At 37.8% G+C, this 17,208-nt stretch carries 14 protein-coding genes and 1 pseudogene; 5 read left to right on the top strand and 10 right to left on the bottom strand.

Annotation, left to right across the window (positions count from 1 at the left end; genetic code table 11):
* Positions 1–6: 6 nt before the first annotated feature.
* The 5 genes from F931_RS18090 to F931_RS18070 all read right to left on the bottom strand — a co-directional run bounded on the left by F931_RS18090 (position 7) and on the right by F931_RS18070 (position 4,959).
* Positions 7–1,062 carry an aromatic ring-hydroxylating oxygenase subunit alpha gene (locus tag F931_RS18090; protein WP_016142624.1) on the bottom strand — a complete coding sequence of 352 codons (1,056 nt, stop codon included), beginning with the start codon at positions 1,060–1,062 and terminating at the stop codon, positions 7–9.
* Positions 1,063–1,353: 291 nt separating this feature from the next.
* Positions 1,354–2,514 carry a glutathionylspermidine synthase family protein gene (locus F931_RS18085; protein ID WP_016142623.1) on the bottom strand — a complete coding sequence of 387 codons (1,161 nt, stop codon included), beginning with the start codon at positions 2,512–2,514 and terminating at the stop codon, positions 1,354–1,356.
* A 21-nt stretch (positions 2,515–2,535) separates the two neighbouring features.
* Positions 2,536–2,901, bottom strand: a complete 366-nt coding sequence (locus F931_RS18080) for a hypothetical protein (RefSeq protein ID WP_016142622.1) — start codon at positions 2,899–2,901, stop codon at positions 2,536–2,538.
* 188 nt (positions 2,902–3,089) lie between these two features.
* Positions 3,090–4,046 (bottom strand): TerC family protein, encoded by a 957-nt coding sequence (gene terC, locus F931_RS18075; RefSeq protein WP_009392840.1) that lies wholly within the window; start codon positions 4,044–4,046, stop codon positions 3,090–3,092.
* A gap of 316 nt (positions 4,047–4,362) precedes the next feature.
* Complete coding sequence (locus tag F931_RS18070; RefSeq protein ID WP_016142621.1) at positions 4,363–4,959, bottom strand: undecaprenyl-diphosphatase; 597 nt, start codon at positions 4,957–4,959, stop codon at positions 4,363–4,365.
* A gap of 135 nt (positions 4,960–5,094) precedes the next feature.
* Between F931_RS18070 and F931_RS18065 the strand changes: the two genes are divergently transcribed.
* Positions 5,095–6,345: a low temperature requirement protein A gene (locus tag F931_RS18065; protein ID WP_016142620.1), complete on the top strand. Its 1,251-nt coding sequence runs from the start codon at positions 5,095–5,097 to the stop codon at positions 6,343–6,345.
* A 67-nt stretch (positions 6,346–6,412) separates the two neighbouring features.
* On the opposite strand, the gene mpl is transcribed toward F931_RS18065, so the two are convergent.
* On the bottom strand, positions 6,413–7,786 hold the full coding sequence (gene mpl / locus F931_RS18060) for a UDP-N-acetylmuramate:L-alanyl-gamma-D-glutamyl-meso-diaminopimelate ligase (protein ID WP_016142619.1): 1,374 nt from the start codon (positions 7,784–7,786) through the stop codon (positions 6,413–6,415).
* A 241-nt stretch (positions 7,787–8,027) separates the two neighbouring features.
* On the opposite strand from mpl, the gene F931_RS18055 reads away from it, so the two are divergent.
* The 4 genes from F931_RS18055 (at position 8,028) to F931_RS18040 (ending at position 12,293) form a co-directional block, all read left to right on the top strand.
* A complete protein-coding gene (locus F931_RS18055; protein WP_080649754.1) occupies positions 8,028–8,390 on the top strand; it encodes a DMT family protein in 363 nt (120 codons plus the stop codon).
* Between the two features lie 282 nt (positions 8,391–8,672).
* Entirely contained in the window at positions 8,673–9,188 is a 516-nt protein-coding gene (gene purE / locus F931_RS18050; protein ID WP_002115451.1) for a 5-(carboxyamino)imidazole ribonucleotide mutase, read from the top strand.
* 9 nt (positions 9,189–9,197) lie between these two features.
* Positions 9,198–10,319, top strand: coding sequence for a 5-(carboxyamino)imidazole ribonucleotide synthase (gene purK / locus F931_RS18045; RefSeq protein WP_016142617.1), 1,122 nt, complete (start codon positions 9,198–9,200; stop codon positions 10,317–10,319).
* Positions 10,320–11,000: 681 nt separating this feature from the next.
* On the top strand, positions 11,001–12,293 hold the full coding sequence (locus F931_RS18040; protein WP_016142616.1) for a lytic murein transglycosylase: 1,293 nt from the start codon (positions 11,001–11,003) through the stop codon (positions 12,291–12,293).
* A gap of 63 nt (positions 12,294–12,356) precedes the next feature.
* On the opposite strand, the gene F931_RS18035 is transcribed toward F931_RS18040, so the two are convergent.
* The 4 genes and pseudogenes from F931_RS18035 to dnaK all read right to left on the bottom strand — a co-directional run bounded on the left by F931_RS18035 (position 12,357) and on the right by dnaK (position 17,111).
* On the bottom strand, positions 12,357–12,731 hold the full coding sequence (locus F931_RS18035; protein WP_014207668.1) for a hypothetical protein: 375 nt from the start codon (positions 12,729–12,731) through the stop codon (positions 12,357–12,359).
* Positions 12,732–12,832: 101 nt separating this feature from the next.
* A pseudogene (locus tag F931_RS18030) lies at positions 12,833–13,812 on the bottom strand (M57 family metalloprotease).
* Positions 13,813–13,936: 124 nt separating this feature from the next.
* Positions 13,937–14,842: a matrixin family metalloprotease gene (locus F931_RS18025; protein WP_016142614.1), complete on the bottom strand. Its 906-nt coding sequence runs from the start codon at positions 14,840–14,842 to the stop codon at positions 13,937–13,939.
* 328 nt (positions 14,843–15,170) lie between these two features.
* Positions 15,171–17,111: a molecular chaperone DnaK gene (gene dnaK / locus F931_RS18020; protein ID WP_002115449.1), complete on the bottom strand. Its 1,941-nt coding sequence runs from the start codon at positions 17,109–17,111 to the stop codon at positions 15,171–15,173.
* Positions 17,112–17,208 lie beyond the last annotated feature (97 nt).

The following is a 17,208-nucleotide window of genomic DNA, read 5'->3' as shown; positions in this document are numbered from 1 at the left end:
CAAGATTTAAACGGTATAACGTTTACTTAGTCCCCATTCAGCCAAAATCCGTCGATAAGTCGTTGATGAACGGTCTGCTTCAAAATGTGCTTCCATCATTAAATCAAGCGGTAGTTCTTCTGGCTTTTGTGATTCGATCATGTCTTGATCTTCGGCAAAAATTTGAGCATTAAATGCGTATACCTTTTCTAAATCACCTGTCTGATCAAAGTTACGGGTGAGTGGAACGAATAAACGGGTTTTATTGCTCGAAATAGGACAGCAGGCATTTAAAATTTTTAAGACCCCGCCTTCTGGAAAATCGACTGTAAGCACGGCTGAAAAAGGTGGATAGACATCAAAGGTGCGCTTCCATAAAAAGCCTTCTGGTTCGAGATGCTTTAGCTCATGCGGATAGTTACTGACATTGCTGATATAGACCGTTTTTAAGCCATATTCAGTACGTTCAGTGTGATATTTAGGGACGACGGGATTATCACGGCTCGCAAAGGCGTTGTGATGTACCCAAGCAAAATGAGCGACATCAATAAACCCTTCAAGTTGACGTCCACTAGAGCCGCCAATATTCACAAAAGGCGGTAAAATCGCTTGATGCTCTGCATGGTCCCAAGTATCTAATACAGGAATATTGGCTTGAGTAATATCACGACCATGAATACTGGTCCAAATGAGGCCGTATCTTTGCACAACTGGAAATTTGGTCAGAGAAAAACGATCAGAAATTTTGGTTAACTCGGGTTGAGCTGGTATTTGAATACATTTGCCTTCGGTGTTATAGCGTAGACCATGATAAGGACACACAATGTCATCACCATCGACCCAACCTTTGGTTAAAGGAACACCGCGATGAGGACAAATGTCTCGGACCAGATGAATTTCACCACTTTCTGTTTTATAAAGTGCCATGTTGACGTCTAGTAGCGTGACGAGTTGAGGCGCGGTAGAGACATCTTGAATACGGGCAACTGGATACCAATGACTTGATAAAATTTCCCAATCTTTTGCATCAAAACTGCTGTTACATGGCATGGCAAGTGGCGTTAAAGTTGGAATAGCATTCATAGCATCACTCCTTAAAAAAATCAGGGCTCTCGCGAGCCCTTAAAATCTAGGCTTTTTTCTTTTTAGGAGATGCAAAGAACTTGCCAATATCACTTTTTAATTTTGAAAATGAGAATAATGTTTTTAAAATTCATGAGATTAAATTATTATATTTTTGAATTTTTGTTCTAATTTAGCTTTAAAAATAAATATTCATTATTTGTTATATATCTAAAATGCACTGTTTGATTGCGGACCAAGCATAATAAAAAAGCACTTTTAAAGTGCTTTTTTATAAATCTCTATGCGTTTTTACTCGACAAAATAATGTGCTGCAAAGTGAGCATCATTACCGATAATGTCATAACAATCTTCACGAATAGACATGCCAGCGCATTGATGTCCAACCATCCATAAACCGAGTGTAGGTAGTTGTCCTGAAAATAATGGGGTATCTACCCATTTTTGTACAACATATCCGTATTTGTCATAGTCATCAAAATGAAAGCTACCAGAAGCTGAGCCTTGATCGTGACCATCTTGTAAAATTCGAATATTGGCCCCTTCCCTTGCCAAAATCGGCTTTTTCACCCATTTGCCAGACAAAATTTGTTGCGGGTCATAGGTATGGGTTTCTACCAACAATGGATGGTTTGGATAACGCTTCCAAAGCTCAACCAAAATCGCTTTATTTGAAAGTAACATTTTCCAGCAGGGTTCAATCCACTGTGTTTGTGGGTGAATATATTGAGAAAACGCTTCCTCCCAAATCCATTCCCATGGATAGAGCTTAAATATGTTTTGAATGGGGCGATTATGAAGATCAACAAAATCTTGTCCATTCCAGCCTATGTTTTCCATAGAAAGCTCGGAAACTTGTAGATGAGCTTGATAAGCCGTATCCATCAAGTACTCTAAATTACCCCAGTCCTCCCTTCCGGCTTCCTGACAGGCAGCAAAATGTACATGGCTACCACGCGGTAAAATTGTCTTCCAGCGTTTAATCAGGTCTTCATGAATACTGTTGAATTGATCTCGGTTTGCAATGCCTGAGACCTGTTCTATCCACAGCCACTGCGCGACAGAAGCTTCGAGTAAGCCAGTCGGTGTGTCTGCGTTATATTCCAGCATTTTGATATTTCGCCCATCGTAAGCGAAATCAAAGCGACCATAGAGCATGGGTGCATTTTGTTTCCACGAATGTTCAATGTGGCTTATGGCTGTTTCTGGAATTTGAAAATAAGCTGGATAGTCCCCGCGTTGAATGAGATCTCCTACTACCGATAAACACATCTGATGTAGTTCATTTGCCGCATCTTCCAGTTGTTCAATCTGTTTAAGGGTAAACTCATACGCAACCCCTTCTGACCAGTAAATTGAGCCATCAAGAGAAGGTAAATTAAAATAATCGAAACCAATATTTTGATGCTCCACTTGCCAGTCTGGGCGCGGAGTAAATATTTTTCTTTTCATATTAAGTGAATGCCTAAAGACTTAGCCGCCAAAAGAAAAACCGCTACGGCCAAAACCACCACGAATTGGGGATGAAGAAGAAGCGCTTTTCGCCGTACTTGAAATAATGGGGCGACCTACACTCAAATTGCTATAAGGGTGTAATGTATTTCCGCGAAAAGAAACTTCCCGATTATTTTGATAATACGCAGGCCCTAAATAGCGACCACCAACATAGCTAGAACCATGTCCACTGGAGCTATTTTCTTCTTCACAGGTTTGGGTATTCCAGTCGCGAGCACAGTCATATTGATTGTTATATACGTCTTGTACTAAAGGACCATCATTATGGCTACATGCCGTGAGTAATAGCGGAACAACGACGAGATTAATTTTTTTAGAACGCATGAGATTCCACACATTTTAATAAGTATATTCGGCATAAAATACCGAATAGCTGTTATCTATTATGTTTCTGATTAGGAAAGATAAATTTTAGGTTGGCATATGATATTAATCTGTTTTTTTAAAGTACAGTCTCTTTTGAAGATTTAGATGACAAGGCATCTCATATGTAGATGCCTTGTTGTGATGAATTAAGACTGCAATTGCTTTTTGTTGTGTCGTAAAGAGAGGTAAGCAGTGATTGCTAACACTATTACGATAAAGCTTAATGAGATCCAGATTGGCATGTGGAATACATCAAGCAATAACATTTTTGCACCAATGAACAATAAGATGATGCCTAAGCCATATGGCAAATAATGCAATTTAGTCGCAGCGCCAGCAAGTAAGAAGAACATTGCACGTAAACCTAAAATTGCCATTAGGTTTGCTGTTAAAACAATAAATGGATCGCTCGTTACCGCGAAAATAGCAGGAATAGAGTCTACTGCGAAAATCACATCTGAAGCTTCAACCAAAATCAATACTAAAAATAACGGCGTTGCCCACAATAAACCGTTTTGACGTACAAAGAATTTGTCGCCTTCAAGCTGTGGAGTAATACGCATATGGTTACGTAACCATTTTAAAATTTTGATGTCTTCGATATTAGTTTCTTCTTCTTGACCTTTTAAGAACTTGAAACCTGTATATACCAAGAACGCACCGAAAATATAAAGCACCCAAGAGAACTCTTGAACGAACCATGCACCAATAAAAATAAAGAGGGTACGCAGTACAATTGCGCCTAATACGCCGTAGAGCAAAATTTTACGTTGCAGCGCAGCTGGTATAGCAAAAGCCGCAAAAATCATTAACCAGACGAAAACGTTGTCAATTGCGAGGGACTTTTCAAGTAGGTAACCTGCAAAGTATTCCATGGTTTTTTGGTTTGCTAAGGTCACCCCAACTGTTTGTTGTAGGTAAAGCCATAAACCACCACCAAATAAAGCCGCGACGCTTACCCACGCCACACTCCAGTAAGCAGCTTGCTTAATTGAGACATCCTGTCCTTGCTTTTGCTTAAAGCCTAAAAAGTCAATTAAGAGCATCACAATGACAATGCCAAAGAATGCTATATACAGCCATAAATTGCCGATTGTTTCCATAAATCCTCCATACATCCGGCAATTGGGCATAAAAAAACCTCGACCAGTTGCCAGATGAATTAAACATCTGTATCAACATGATCAAGGTCTTGCCTACATCATGAATTTCACGATGCTCAGATACCGACTTTTTAATAAAAGTGTATTGACGATATCTGACACATAACATTGCTGTTATGTTTGGAGGAGGCTACTCCCCTTGTCAAACTAAATTCTGTATTGGATAAAACATATCCAAGTTCACATAGAATGGCAGATTTTTTTGTATTACGCAACTGAACTTAATGTGGTGGTTTTAATGCAAAAAATCTCTAGGTTATTTAATCAAACCGCGGTCTAAAAGCGGTTTGCATATAATTTGGTAAAGATGAATAAAGAATGCCGTTAAAGGCGTACCATAAATGTTCCAGAAGTAATAACCCGCTACATTGACCAGTAGCGCGACAATAAAAGCGCCTAACATGTCTAAAGGGAAATGCACACCTAAATAAACACGTGACCACGCCACTACAAATGACAAAAATAAAAGAATAATTCCAATCATTTTGCGCTGAGCAAACAAATAAGACAGAGCGATGGTGCTAAAAATCAGCATATGATTACTTGGAAAAGATGCTGTTGGCGCATGTTCAATAAAAGTTGTACCCACCCCCATCACAAATGGCCTTGGGTGGTGGTAAAACAGCGAAATAATGTAGCCCACTAAAAGCGATACGCAGGTTAAAAAAACAGATTTAATGACCCTATTTTTTAAATCTTGATCGCCATAAAACCATAAGAATGTAAGGATAAATAAAAGAATATAGAGGAGATCATTAGCAAAGAAGATAGCAAGACGAATGATAAATTGACTCGCATCCTGAGCCCCATTAATTACATGGAATAAGCTAAGGTTGAGTGTTTCTAAAGACATTCATATTCCAAACAAGAACAAAAACGTGAGCTATGATAAAGAATTAAGCTTAAGGTCTTGATAAAGAATTGTCACAAAAGTGAAATATAGTTCGTTGATGGGTAAAGTTTAAACAACAGGTCTAGATAATTTTTAATGCGTGATCTGGGCGTTGAGATTAAAGTGTTAACGTGTCGGCACTTTATACGAGAACGTTATTTCATGACTACTCAAGAAAAACAGAAAAAATTAAGTTTGAGGCCCCTATCTCCAAGAGATCCAAAACAACCACATAGAGCAGCGACTCCCCTCGAATTATTGTTCGATTTAATTTTTGTGGTCGCAATTGCAACAGCTGGTCAGCAGTTACACCACGCGATTATTGAAAATCACCTCTGGCATGCACTGCCAAGCTACCTGATGGTATTTTTTGCGCTGTGGTGGGCATGGATGAATTTTTCATGGTTTGCCTCAGCATATGACAATGATGATGCGTTGTATCGCTGCCTTACCTTTGTGCAGATTATAGGTTCATTGGTCATGGCTGCGGGTATTCCTGATGTGTTTCACAGTCAGGATTTTGACATCATAATTGTGGGCTATGTGATTATGCGCTTAGCGTTGGTTACCCAGTGGTTGAGAGCCGCAAAACATGACCCTGAACGACGAATTACGGCTTATCGCTATGCAATAGGCATTGTATTAGTTCAGGTAGGTTGGTTAGTTGCTAATTTCGCGCACATACTTTCTATCCCCATTTTTTTATTTTTAGTAGTGATGGAGCTATTTATTCCCATCTATGCAGAGAAATATTCTCCAACGCCGTGGCACCCTCATCATATTGTAGAGCGCTATGCCCTACTCACAATTATTGTGTTGGGTGAGTCGATTGTCGGTAGTTTTAATGCAATACGTGATGCCTTAGCAGCTCAGTCCATGAATATCCCTGCTGTATTCTTGATGATTGGTGGATTAATGCTGATGTTTGCCATGTGGTGGGCTTATTTTGACCGTAGTGAACAACACCATCATGTTAAAGGTGTACGCCCTTTCGTTTGGGGATACGGCCATTATTTTGTTTTTGTCAGTATCGCTGCGGTAGGTGCGGCGCTTGCTGCTGCTGTGGATGTCACAACCCATCATGCGCATATCTCTGATTTATATATGGGAATAGTCGTTGCGTTTAGTGTGGTGCTCTATACCACCTGTATTTGGATACTTTACGAGTTCCAATGCTTATCTGGAATCACGAAATGGTTTTACCCGATCACAGCACTGATTATTTTATGTATTCCGTTTATTTGTAATAACGTGGGATATAGCGTTTTTGCGATGGGCATTGTCTATAGTTTACGTTTAATCGTTTCTAATAAATTTTTGGATAATATAGAACCAGAAAAGGTTTAAAAACAGAAAAATAAAAAACGGGTTTCAATTTGAAACCCGTTTTTTATTGAATCATCTAAAGCGGAAGTTAAGCAGCTTTCGTTTTTAATGCGCTCATTAATTTTTGATGTAAGCCACCAAAACCACCGTTAGACATAATCACAACAGCATCGCCCTCACCTGCTTCGTTGACAATACGTTCAATAATTTCGTCAAGTGAACGACTGACTTGAGCACGGTTAGAAGCAGCTTCAATCACAGGTTGTAAATCCCAATCTAAACCTTCTGGCTGATACCAGATAACGTCATCTGCTAAACGCGCTGAATGTGCTAAGCCATCTTTATGACTGCCCATACGCATAGTATTTGAACGTGGTTCAATAATGGCCCATAAACGGCGTTCACCTAAGCGCTTACGCGCACCATCTAAAGTGGTGTCAATTGCTGTTGGGTGGTGAGCAAAGTCATCATAAACCTCAATGCCGTTGACTGTGCCGAGTAACTCCATACGGCGTTTTACACCGCCAAAGTTAGACAAAGCTTCACAAGCTTGTTCAAGCGTAACACCTACATGTTGAGCAGCTGCAATCGTTGCCAAAGCATTCGCTACGCTATGTTGCCCTGTCATGCTCCACTTTACTTCGCCAACCACATTGCCATTTTCAAGTACTTTAAAATGGCTACCGTCAATTGAGATTAATTCAGCCGATAAAGCAGCTTTTTCATTTGCTTCTAGACTGGTACGAATTACGGGTGTCCAGCAGCCCATTTCAAGTACTTCATCAATATGAGTTTCAGTAATTGGCGCAATAATACGACCTTCACTTGGAATGGTACGAACAAGATGATGAAACTGCTTTTGAATTACTGCTAAATCATCAAAAATATCAGCATGGTCGAATTCAAGATTGTTTAAAATCGCCGTTTTCGGATGGTAATGAACAAACTTAGAACGTTTATCAAAGAAAGCAGAGTCATATTCATCGGCTTCAACACAGAAATATTTGCCACCACCTAAACGAGCACTTTCACTAAAACCAAGTGGAACACCACCAATTAAAAATCCTGGATTTAATCCCGCCTGATCAAGTACCCAAGCCAACATAGTCGTTGTGGTTGTTTTTCCGTGAGTACCCGCTACACCAAGCACGTGTTTACCTTGTAAAACATGATCGGCAAGGAATTGTGGACCAGAAATATAAGGCAAGCCCTCGTTCAGCATATATTCGACGGCATCAATACCACGTTTCATGGCATTTCCGACAATAACCAAGTCCGGATGAGGCTGTAAATGACTACGGTCGTAGCCTTGCATGAGTGTAATGCCTGCGTTTTCTAACTGGGTAGACATTGGTGGGTAAACATTTAAATCGGAACCAGTTACCTTATGTCCTAAATCACGAGCTAAAAGTGCTAAAGAGCCCATAAAAGTGCCACAAATACCCAAGATATGCAGATGCATTGCTCGCCTTCTCCACTGCTTTTGTACACACCATTAATATGAATTGCTGTGTGTGCATTATTGATAAATTTGCCAGCAACGATAGCAAGGCTAAACTCGAAAAGATAGTCAAAAATCGTTGTTGTTCTATGTGTTTGAGGCCCTAATAAAACTACAGCTTTATTTTTTGGATTTAAGCTGAATTACAGTTTTATCTTTTATAATATTTTTGATCCATATTAATTCTTAAATCATCGTGATGATGAAGGATGTGCCTTTGAGCCCAACGGTTTTAGCTTTTGCTTTCTTAATTATCTCTAATTGCTTTATGACGCTCGCATGGTACGGGCATCTCAAATTTTTACACCATGCTCCCATTTGGCAAGCAATCCTATTCGGTTGGATTATTGCCTTACTTGAATACAGTTTTATGATTCCTGCTACTCGTATGCTGAGTGCACAAGGTTGGTTACTCGGTGAAATGAAGATCACTCAGGAAGTGGTCACGCTGGTTGTGTTTGTACCATTTATGATTTTCTTATTTAAACAGCCATTTAAACTCGATTATTTATGGGCGATGTTATGTCTATTTGGTTGTGTTTATTTCGTATTTAGAAGCCAATAAGCTGTAAGAGCTTGTAGAGAATCAATTATTTAATACAAGCTCTTACTCTTCCAGATCTTTGATGATCTTGCAGGATGTTTAAATAATATGAATAAAATTGGAGAAAGTGTCACCGTTAAACCATGACAATTTTTTTTATGGGAATAAAAATATTCGCAGAGCTGATCAGTTAAATTTTCGTGAGATGAAAAATCAGTCTATAATAATGGGCTTCCGAACCATTTAAAACTTGGCTCTCGTCGAGATTTATCTTCTTTTACTTTTGTCTCTGGAACATTAGCAATGAATGCGGCCGCAGCACAAGACGCTCAACCTCTCGTTGGAATTATTATGGGTTCTCAATCTGATTGGGCAACTCTCGAAAACACAGCCAATATGCTTAAACAGCTTGGTGTCCCATTTGAAGCGGAAGTGGTATCTGCTCATCGTACTCCAGATCGTTTATTTGAATACGCAGAAACTGCGCGTGATCGCGGTATTCAAGTGATTATCGCCGGTGCAGGTGGTGCAGCGCATTTACCTGGAATGTGTGCCGCAAAAACTGATTTACCTGTTTTAGGTGTACCAGTTAAATCATCAATTTTAAATGGCGTAGATTCTTTGCTTTCAATCGTACAAATGCCAGCAGGTATTGCAGTGGGTACTTTGGCGATTGGTCCGGCTGGTGCGACGAATGCAGCAATTATGGCTGCACAAATCTTAGGTTTAACACGTCCTGAAATCGCAAAAAATGTTGCTGATTTCCGTGCTGCGCAAACTGATAAAGTTGCAAGCAAAAATATTCCGGGTCAGGTGTAAGAGGCTGAGATGGATAAAACTATCGGTATTTTTGGTGGTGGGCAACTGGGCCGGATGATGGCTCAAGCAGCGTTACCATTAAATATTCAATGTACTTTTTTTGAAGCAAATACAGATTGTCCAGCAGGTGTTTTAGGCCAAGTTTTTTCTAGCCAAGATGAGCAAGGCTTAAAGCAGTTTATTGAAAGTGCGGATGTTTTCAGTCTTGAATTTGAAAATACACCAGTTGAAGACGTTGATGTTTTGACACAAACTAAAGTATTGCACCCTCCCCGTATTGCTTTAGCAACTGCGCAAAATCGTTTGTCCGAAAAAGCATTGTTTGATGAACTTGCGATTCCTGTTGCGCCGTATCGTGCAGTAGATAGTCTAGAAAGCTTGAAAAAGGCTGTTGCTGAGCTTGGTTTGCCGATTGTACTTAAGACTGCAACTGGCGGATATGATGGCAAAGGCCAGTTTGTACTTCGTTCAGAAGATCAGATTGATACTGCTTGGGCTGAACTTGGTCCTGCAAAAAGTCTGGTTGCTGAAAGCTTTGTTAAATTCTCTCGCGAAGTTTCAATTATTGCAGTGCGCGGTCAAAATGGTGAAGTAAAAACTTGGCCATTGGCTGAAAACCATCATCACAACGGTATTTTATCGCACTCAATTGTACCTGCGCCGAACAGTGAAGCTTTACAGCCTGTAGCTCAAGACTACATTACTCGTTTGTTGAATCATCTCAACTATGTAGGCGTGCTAACTCTAGAATTGTTTGTGACTGAACAAGGTTTATGTGCAAATGAGATGGCACCACGTGTGCATAACTCAGGCCACTGGTCAATTGAAGGCGCTGTTTGTTCACAGTTTGAAAACCATATTCGAGCTGTTGCAGGTTTACCACTAGGCTCAACAGAAGTTATTCGACCAACGGTTATGATCAATATTATTGGTCAACATCCTAAAACTGAAGATGTGCTTGCCTTAAATGGTGCTCATCTCCATCTTTATAATAAGTCAGAACGTGCTGGCCGAAAATTAGGTCATATCACTTTAATGCCTGTGGATAGTAATGAATTGACGACTTTATGCCGTCAATTGGCAAAAATTTTGCCAGAACCACTCGCTTTAACAGCAGATATGAACCTCTAAAATATTTTTAATTCAAAAAAAGCGATCTTCGGATCGCTTTTTTTGTCTTTTAAATTTAAAAATAAGAGAGATCACATATTTTTGTGCTGTGGATAACTTTAATTGGAACTTTTGAATTTAAAAAACTACTATAATTTGAATTTAAAACCTAAAATAGCTGCCATGGTGTTTTTGAATTTAAAAATAGTTATCCACAAAAGTGTTTTTTAAATTTAAATGAGAAGGTTGGGTGGGTTTTAAATTCAAAAATTAGTTGTCTATTGATAGGGTATTTTGAATTTAAAATTTTGGGCTGATTTTAAATTTAAAAGTGCGGATTGCTGTGATGGTGTTGGGCCTTAATATTTAATAAATAATAAGAGAATATGGAATAGCATTAAGAAATAGAAACTTTTTGCCGTATTGTGGATAAAGTTATCCACAAAAAAGAAATATTTATGGTTTAAATTTAAAGAAGTACTTTTGAATTTAAACTTGAGACTATTTTTTGAATTCAAAACTTATAATTTGGATTAAGAAATTTTTAAATTTAAAAATAAAGTAGAAAATTTGAATTTAAAACATGGGGAATGAATTTAAAGTAGAGATTATGAATTCAAATTTACGTTTTCTCTCTGAAATTTTGGACTCATAATGGTATGGTACTTACAAATTTAAATTTAAAAATTGAACTAGGATAATATGCGACGTTTTTCTTGTATTGTTGGCTCTGTATTTTTGGCGATGACTCAGGCTCAAGCAGAGCTCGTAATTAATGGTTCTACAATATCTAGTAGTGCTACTGTTCCTGTAGTGACGAGCGAAGATTATACGCCTAATAATAATTTCCAAAGCTGTTTGGCAAATTTACGTTCTCAAGCCATTGCTGCTGGTGTGTCTGGTACGACTTATGACCGATATACCCAAAATTTAACTCCAGATTATTCCGTTATTGATAAATTAAATTATCAACCAGAATTTTCGACGCCTATTTGGGATTATCTTTCTGGTCTAGTCGATGAAGAGCGAGTTGAGCTTGGAAAACAAAAACTGGCGCAACATCGCAATGTTTTAAACCGCGCGTCTCAAGTCTACGGTGTTCCACCGGAAACAATTGTAGCAGTGTGGGGTGTGGAAAGTAATTTTGGTGATATTTCTGGAAAATATCCTTTATTACAAGCACTCGGAACTTTAAGTTGCGAAGGTCGTCGACAAAGTTATTTCCGTACTGAATTCTTTGCCACTATGCGTATTTTACAACGTGGCGACTTAACCGAAAATCAATTAAAGGGTTCATGGGCTGGGGCATTTGGTCATACCCAATTTATGCCGTCTACTTATGAACGTTTAGCGGTTGATTTTGATGGAGATGGTCGTCGAGATTTAGTTTCTAGCACAGCTGATGCGCTGGCTTCAACGGCTAATTTCTTAAATAAAGCAGGTTGGCAAACCGGAATGCCATGGGGTTTTGAAGTAAAAGTGCCTCAAGGTATGTCAATTGATGGAGAAGGGCGACGTTCAAAGAAATCTTTAAGTAGCTGGAGTGCACGAGGCGTTACTCGAATTGATGGTTCTCCACTTGTTCAAGGGGCTTTATCTAGCAGTACTTCAGCGGGTTTAATGGCACCTGCGGGAGTAAATGGTCCAGTATTTTTAGTATTTAAGAATTTTGATGCTATTTACAGCTATAACGCTGCGGAAAGTTATGGACTTGCGATTGCCCATTTATCTGATCGTTTAAAAGGTGCTGGTCCATTTGTTTCATCTTGGCCAACTGATGATCCAGGAACTTCACGTGCCGAGCGTCGTGAAATCCAACAGTTTTTGATTAATCGTGGCTATGATATTGGTGCAGTTGATGGCCTTATTGGTGATAAAACCCGTGTGGCTATTCGTCAGGAACAAACTCGTTTAGGTTTAAATCCAACGGGACGGGCAGGGCAACAAATTTTACGTGCATTCCGTCAAGAACAAGCACAAAAAATGATGCAATAAATTGAAAATAATAAAAAAGGTCTGCTTATGCAGACCTTTTTTATAGACAATTATGTAAGTCTACTACTCTAATTTAACCGCTTCCAAAATATCAAAAATAACCGAAGTAACATCTTGGCTTAGGTCACGGTCATTAAAGATTTCATAGGCAGTAATGGTGACATCAGTATCACTTGGTAACTGCTTTTGTTCTTCTTCAATTAAATGTTCGATCGGTAACAGAGTTTGTTTTACTTCAAGATGCAGAATATCTTTATATTCGATATTTTCATCTTCAAGCTCGATTTCATGCTCATTGAAAAAAGGAATTAGAATAGAATGGAGGTATGGTTTAATTTCAATAATATCAAACAGTTCAATATCTCTTGTCTGTTCAATTGTGCTGATATGATCATTTACTTCAATCAGGATATGATAATAACTCATCTTGATCTCCATTCTATTTTCGTTAGCTCTTATGACCACAATAACATGACTTTGATACCAATTTCGATGTATCTATCCAGAAATAGATACATCATTTTATATCAAGCTTTTAATTATTGAGGTAAAGCACTTAATAGATCACGGTCAGCATCCGTAAGTCCAGTGATTTTTTTGTCGCCATCTTTACGTACTGAGTACATCAATGCATTTGGTTGATCACTGTGTTTTAAGCCAAGCGCATGACCTAACTCATGAGCAATCGTTAAACGTAAATCATCAATAGATTTAAACTCATAAATCACAATTTGTTTGCCGTTATAGATACCTTTTTTAAAGACATCCGCTTGAGCATTTTGCTTAAATTGGTTCAATGAATTATTAAACTCATTATTAATTTGATTAAAATGAGTCACTTTGATATTTAAATCTTTAGCTTGCTGGTTATATGCAGCAATTTCTTTTTTCAAAGCTACAGTTTGTTTTTGCAAGTCTTTTTGGGTTTTAGCCAGAGATTTAGCACTATATTCAGGTGCTAATTTACCTTGATTAAGTTGCATCATTTGCTGGTCAAGATTTTTCAATTTGCCATTCAAAATCTGCTTTTTATTTTCAAGGTCAGACTGGGTTTGACTTAAAGATTGCTTCAATTGCTTAATTTGTTGCTGTTCATCAATTACACGTTGCTGTTCTTGTTGGAACTGTGCAGCGATTTTTTGACGCTGTTCAGAACGACTTTGGCTATTATCGTAAACTAAACGAATTTCTAACTTTGCATTTGGATCATAAGTAAAATAATCCTGACCAGTCCCTTGCTTCCAAATATCCGCAGCTTGTTGACTAATCTGAATTAATTGGTCTTGGCTTAAACCAAAACGTGGATCAACTTCAGCAATTTTATAAGTCAAATGCTGACCTTTTTGTTGCTGGATTTGAGTATGAGCTGGGGTAGCAAGATTAGCATTAGCCTGAAAATTAGAAAAAGCGAAGGCTACGCCTAATAACAAAGATGTTAAACGCATAATCGAAGGGGGAGATTTGAAAAAAAACGTATTATAAGAATATAAAATGAAAAATCAATCAAAAAATGTACAATTCAGGCAAGTAAATGAGACTTTAGTCTCATTATTTTTTACCAAATGCCAAATTGTTTTTTAGAAAAAATTTAATATATCTAGTTTTATTTAGTTTTTTTAATCATTTAACTTTAATGATTTTCCTTAATTAGTCCTATAAATTGACCCTAATAAATCTAAATCAGAATCTGTTAATTTAAAATTATGAATGTCTTGCTCTTTTAAATAGGGGTACATTAAAGATTTAGGATCAGTAGTATGTTTTAGGCCTAAAGCATGGCCAAGTTCGTGAGCAAGGGTCAAACGTAAATCATTTAATGAGGCGTAACCATAAATCTGGATTTGGTTTTGGCTGAATAAGCCTTTATGGAAGGGTTGAATATTGGTTTTTTGCTCTAGTTTAAATTGTGTTTTTAAAGCAGCTAAATCACTTTGATCTTGATTTAATTCCTTGATTTTTATATTAAGTATTTGAATTTTAGAATTTAAATCGTTTGATTCATTTTTTATACTTTCTGATTTTTGCTCTAGTTGTTTTTGCCGTTCTTTTAAATTATCGGCCCGATAGTGCTGATATTCTCCTTGATTAAAGCGTATTACGTCTTGTTGATATTGTTCAAACTCAGCTCTTAGACTTATCTTTTTCTTATTCAAATCAGTTGATAGTTGTGCAACCTCTTGTTTATTTAAAATAATTTCCTCATTTTTAAAACGCCATATTTCCTGCTTTTGCAAAAGTGTATTCAAACTGTTTTGCTGCTCATCTTTAATCATTTGATGGTCATCATAAATTAAGTTAATTGACAGTTGAGCCTGTGAATCGTAAATAAAATAGGTTTTCCCAGTCTCTTTTTGCCAGATTTCAGCCGCTTGTTGGCTTACCTCAATAAATTGTTCTTTGGTGATTTGAAACCGCGGGTCAACAAAGGCAATTCGATATTTTAAAGGTTGTTGAGATGAGCTGGTTGAAAGGTTGCTTTGAGCAAATAGCATTGTTTGTAAGCCCATGCATAAGCATAAGCTCAATCCCCACCATAGAAATTTTTTCATGGTAAAATAAAAAATATAAACAAATCTTATTGTTAGCCAGTTAATTTAATTCGTCAAAATGATAAAAACTTCAATAGATTAGTAAGGTGTGTGATCTCGATAAAAAAATTACAAAAGAAGTTTTTAGATTTGGCAATAATGGAATAATTAATGTAATAAATAACAGTGATTTTTTAATAAAAAAATCTTATTTAAAATTAATAATTTAATTTTTATGATTGATCTTTTTGACATTAAACAATTTAAAAATATACTGAAAAATGTATTGTTATTTTTTGTAACTAATAAAAAACCGCGCCTAAGCGCGGTTTTTTATTAAAGAAACAAATTATTTTTTGTCATCTTTAACTTCAGTAAATTCAGCATCTACAACGCCATCATCTGCTTTTTGTTGACCCGCATCGCCACCTTGGAATGCATTTGGATCAAAGCCTTCAGCGCCACCAGCTTGTTGTGCTTGTTCATAAGCACGTTGAGTGATAGGCATCAAGATGTTTTGTAAAGCTTCAGTTTTCGCTTTGATATCTTCAACATCGTTTTCTTTAGTTGCTGCTTCAAGTTCAGAAACTGCAGTGCTCACAGCAGTTTTTTCATCTTCAGTAACTTTATCACCAAGATCTTTAACTGCTTTGTTCGAGCTTGAAATTAATGCATCAGCTTCGTTACGAGCTTTTGCAAGTTCTTCAAATTTACGATCTTCTTCAGCATTCGCTTCAGCATCTTTAATCATTGCTTCGATTTCAGCATCAGACAAACCTGAGTTTGCTTTAATCTGGATCGATTGCTCTTTACCAGTGCTCTTATCTTTAGCAGAAACTTTTAAGATACCATCAGCATTGATGTCGAAAGATACTTCAATTTGTGGCACACCACGTGGAGCAGGTGGGATGTCGCCTAATTGGAAGTTACCCAACAATTTGTTTTGTTGAGCCATCTTACGTTCACCTTGGTAAACAGAAATGTCTACAGCAGGCTGGTTGTCAGCAGCAGTAGAGAACACTTGTGATTTCTTCGCAGGAATCGTCGTGTTTTTCTCAATGATTGGTGTTAATACACCACCCATTGTTTCAATACCTAAAGTTAATGGTGTTACGTCTAATAAAAGAACGTCAGTTTTGTCGCCAGACAATACTGCACCTTGAATCGCAGCACCGATTGCAACTGCTTCGTCAGGGTTTACGTCTTTACGTGGCTCTTTACCAAAGAATTCTTGTACTTTTTGTTGTACAAGTGGCATACGAGACTGACCACCAACCAAGATTACGTCAGAGATGTCAGAAGTCGAAAGACCAGCATCTTTAAGAGCAATTTTACAAGGCTCAATTGTACGAGCAACCAAATCAGCAACTAAACCTTCAAGTTTCGCACGTGTTACATTGATCACTAAGTGTTTAGGACCAGTTGCATCAGCAGTGATGTATGGAAGGTTGATTTCAGTTGCGTTAGATGAAGAAAGCTCGATTTTTGCTTTTTCAGCAGCTTCTTTTAAACGTTGTAACGCAAGTGGATCATTTTTCAAATTCACACTTTGTTCTTTCTTAAATTCTTCAACCAAGAATTCAATTAATGCGTTATCAAAGTCTTCACCACCAAGGAAAGTATCACCATTTGTTGATAACACTTCGATTTGTTGGTCGCCATCAAGGTCTGCGATTTCAATGATTGATACGTCAAAAGTACCACCACCTAAGTCGTAAACTGCAACTTTACGGTCGCCTTCTTTTTTGTCCATACCGAACGCAAGTGCAGCAGCAGTTGGTTCGTTAATGATACGTTTAACGTCTAAGCCAGCGATTTTACCCGCATCTTTAGTTGCTTGACGTTGAGCATCGTTAAAGTAAGCAGGAACAGTAATAACTGCTTCAGTAACCGTTTCACCTAAATAGTCTTCTGCAGTTTTTTTCATCTTTTTCAAGATTTCAGCAGAAACCTGTTGAGGCGCTAATTTTTTATCGTTTACTTCAACCCAAGCATCGCCATTGTCTGCTTTGATGATTTTATAAGGCACAAGACCGATATCTTTTTGTACCGCTTGATCTTCATAACGACGACCAATTAAACGCTTGATAGCGAATAATGTATTTTTCGGGTTAGTTACTGCCTGACGCTTAGCACTTTGACCAACTAAGATCTCGCCATCTTTATAAGCAATGATCGATGGAGTTGTACGTGCGCCTTCAGCGTTTTCGATTACTTTTACTTTATCGCCTTCAAGTACAGCAACGCATGAGTTGGTAGTACCTAAGTCAATACCAATAATTTTTGCCATGTGACGTTTTCCTCAAAAATTCTTTTGCAATGTTTTTGCTTGTTATCCGATATGAGAGTGAATCTATTTTTTTCAAGCGTTTTAGCGAAAAAAAATC

The organism is Acinetobacter pittii ANC 4050 (genome assembly GCF_000399685.1).
GTDB classification, from domain to species: Bacteria; Pseudomonadota; Gammaproteobacteria; order Pseudomonadales; family Moraxellaceae; genus Acinetobacter; species Acinetobacter pittii_E.
The sequence above is the reverse complement of the archived record's forward strand: the minus strand, read 5'-3'. Positions and strand labels throughout refer to the sequence as shown.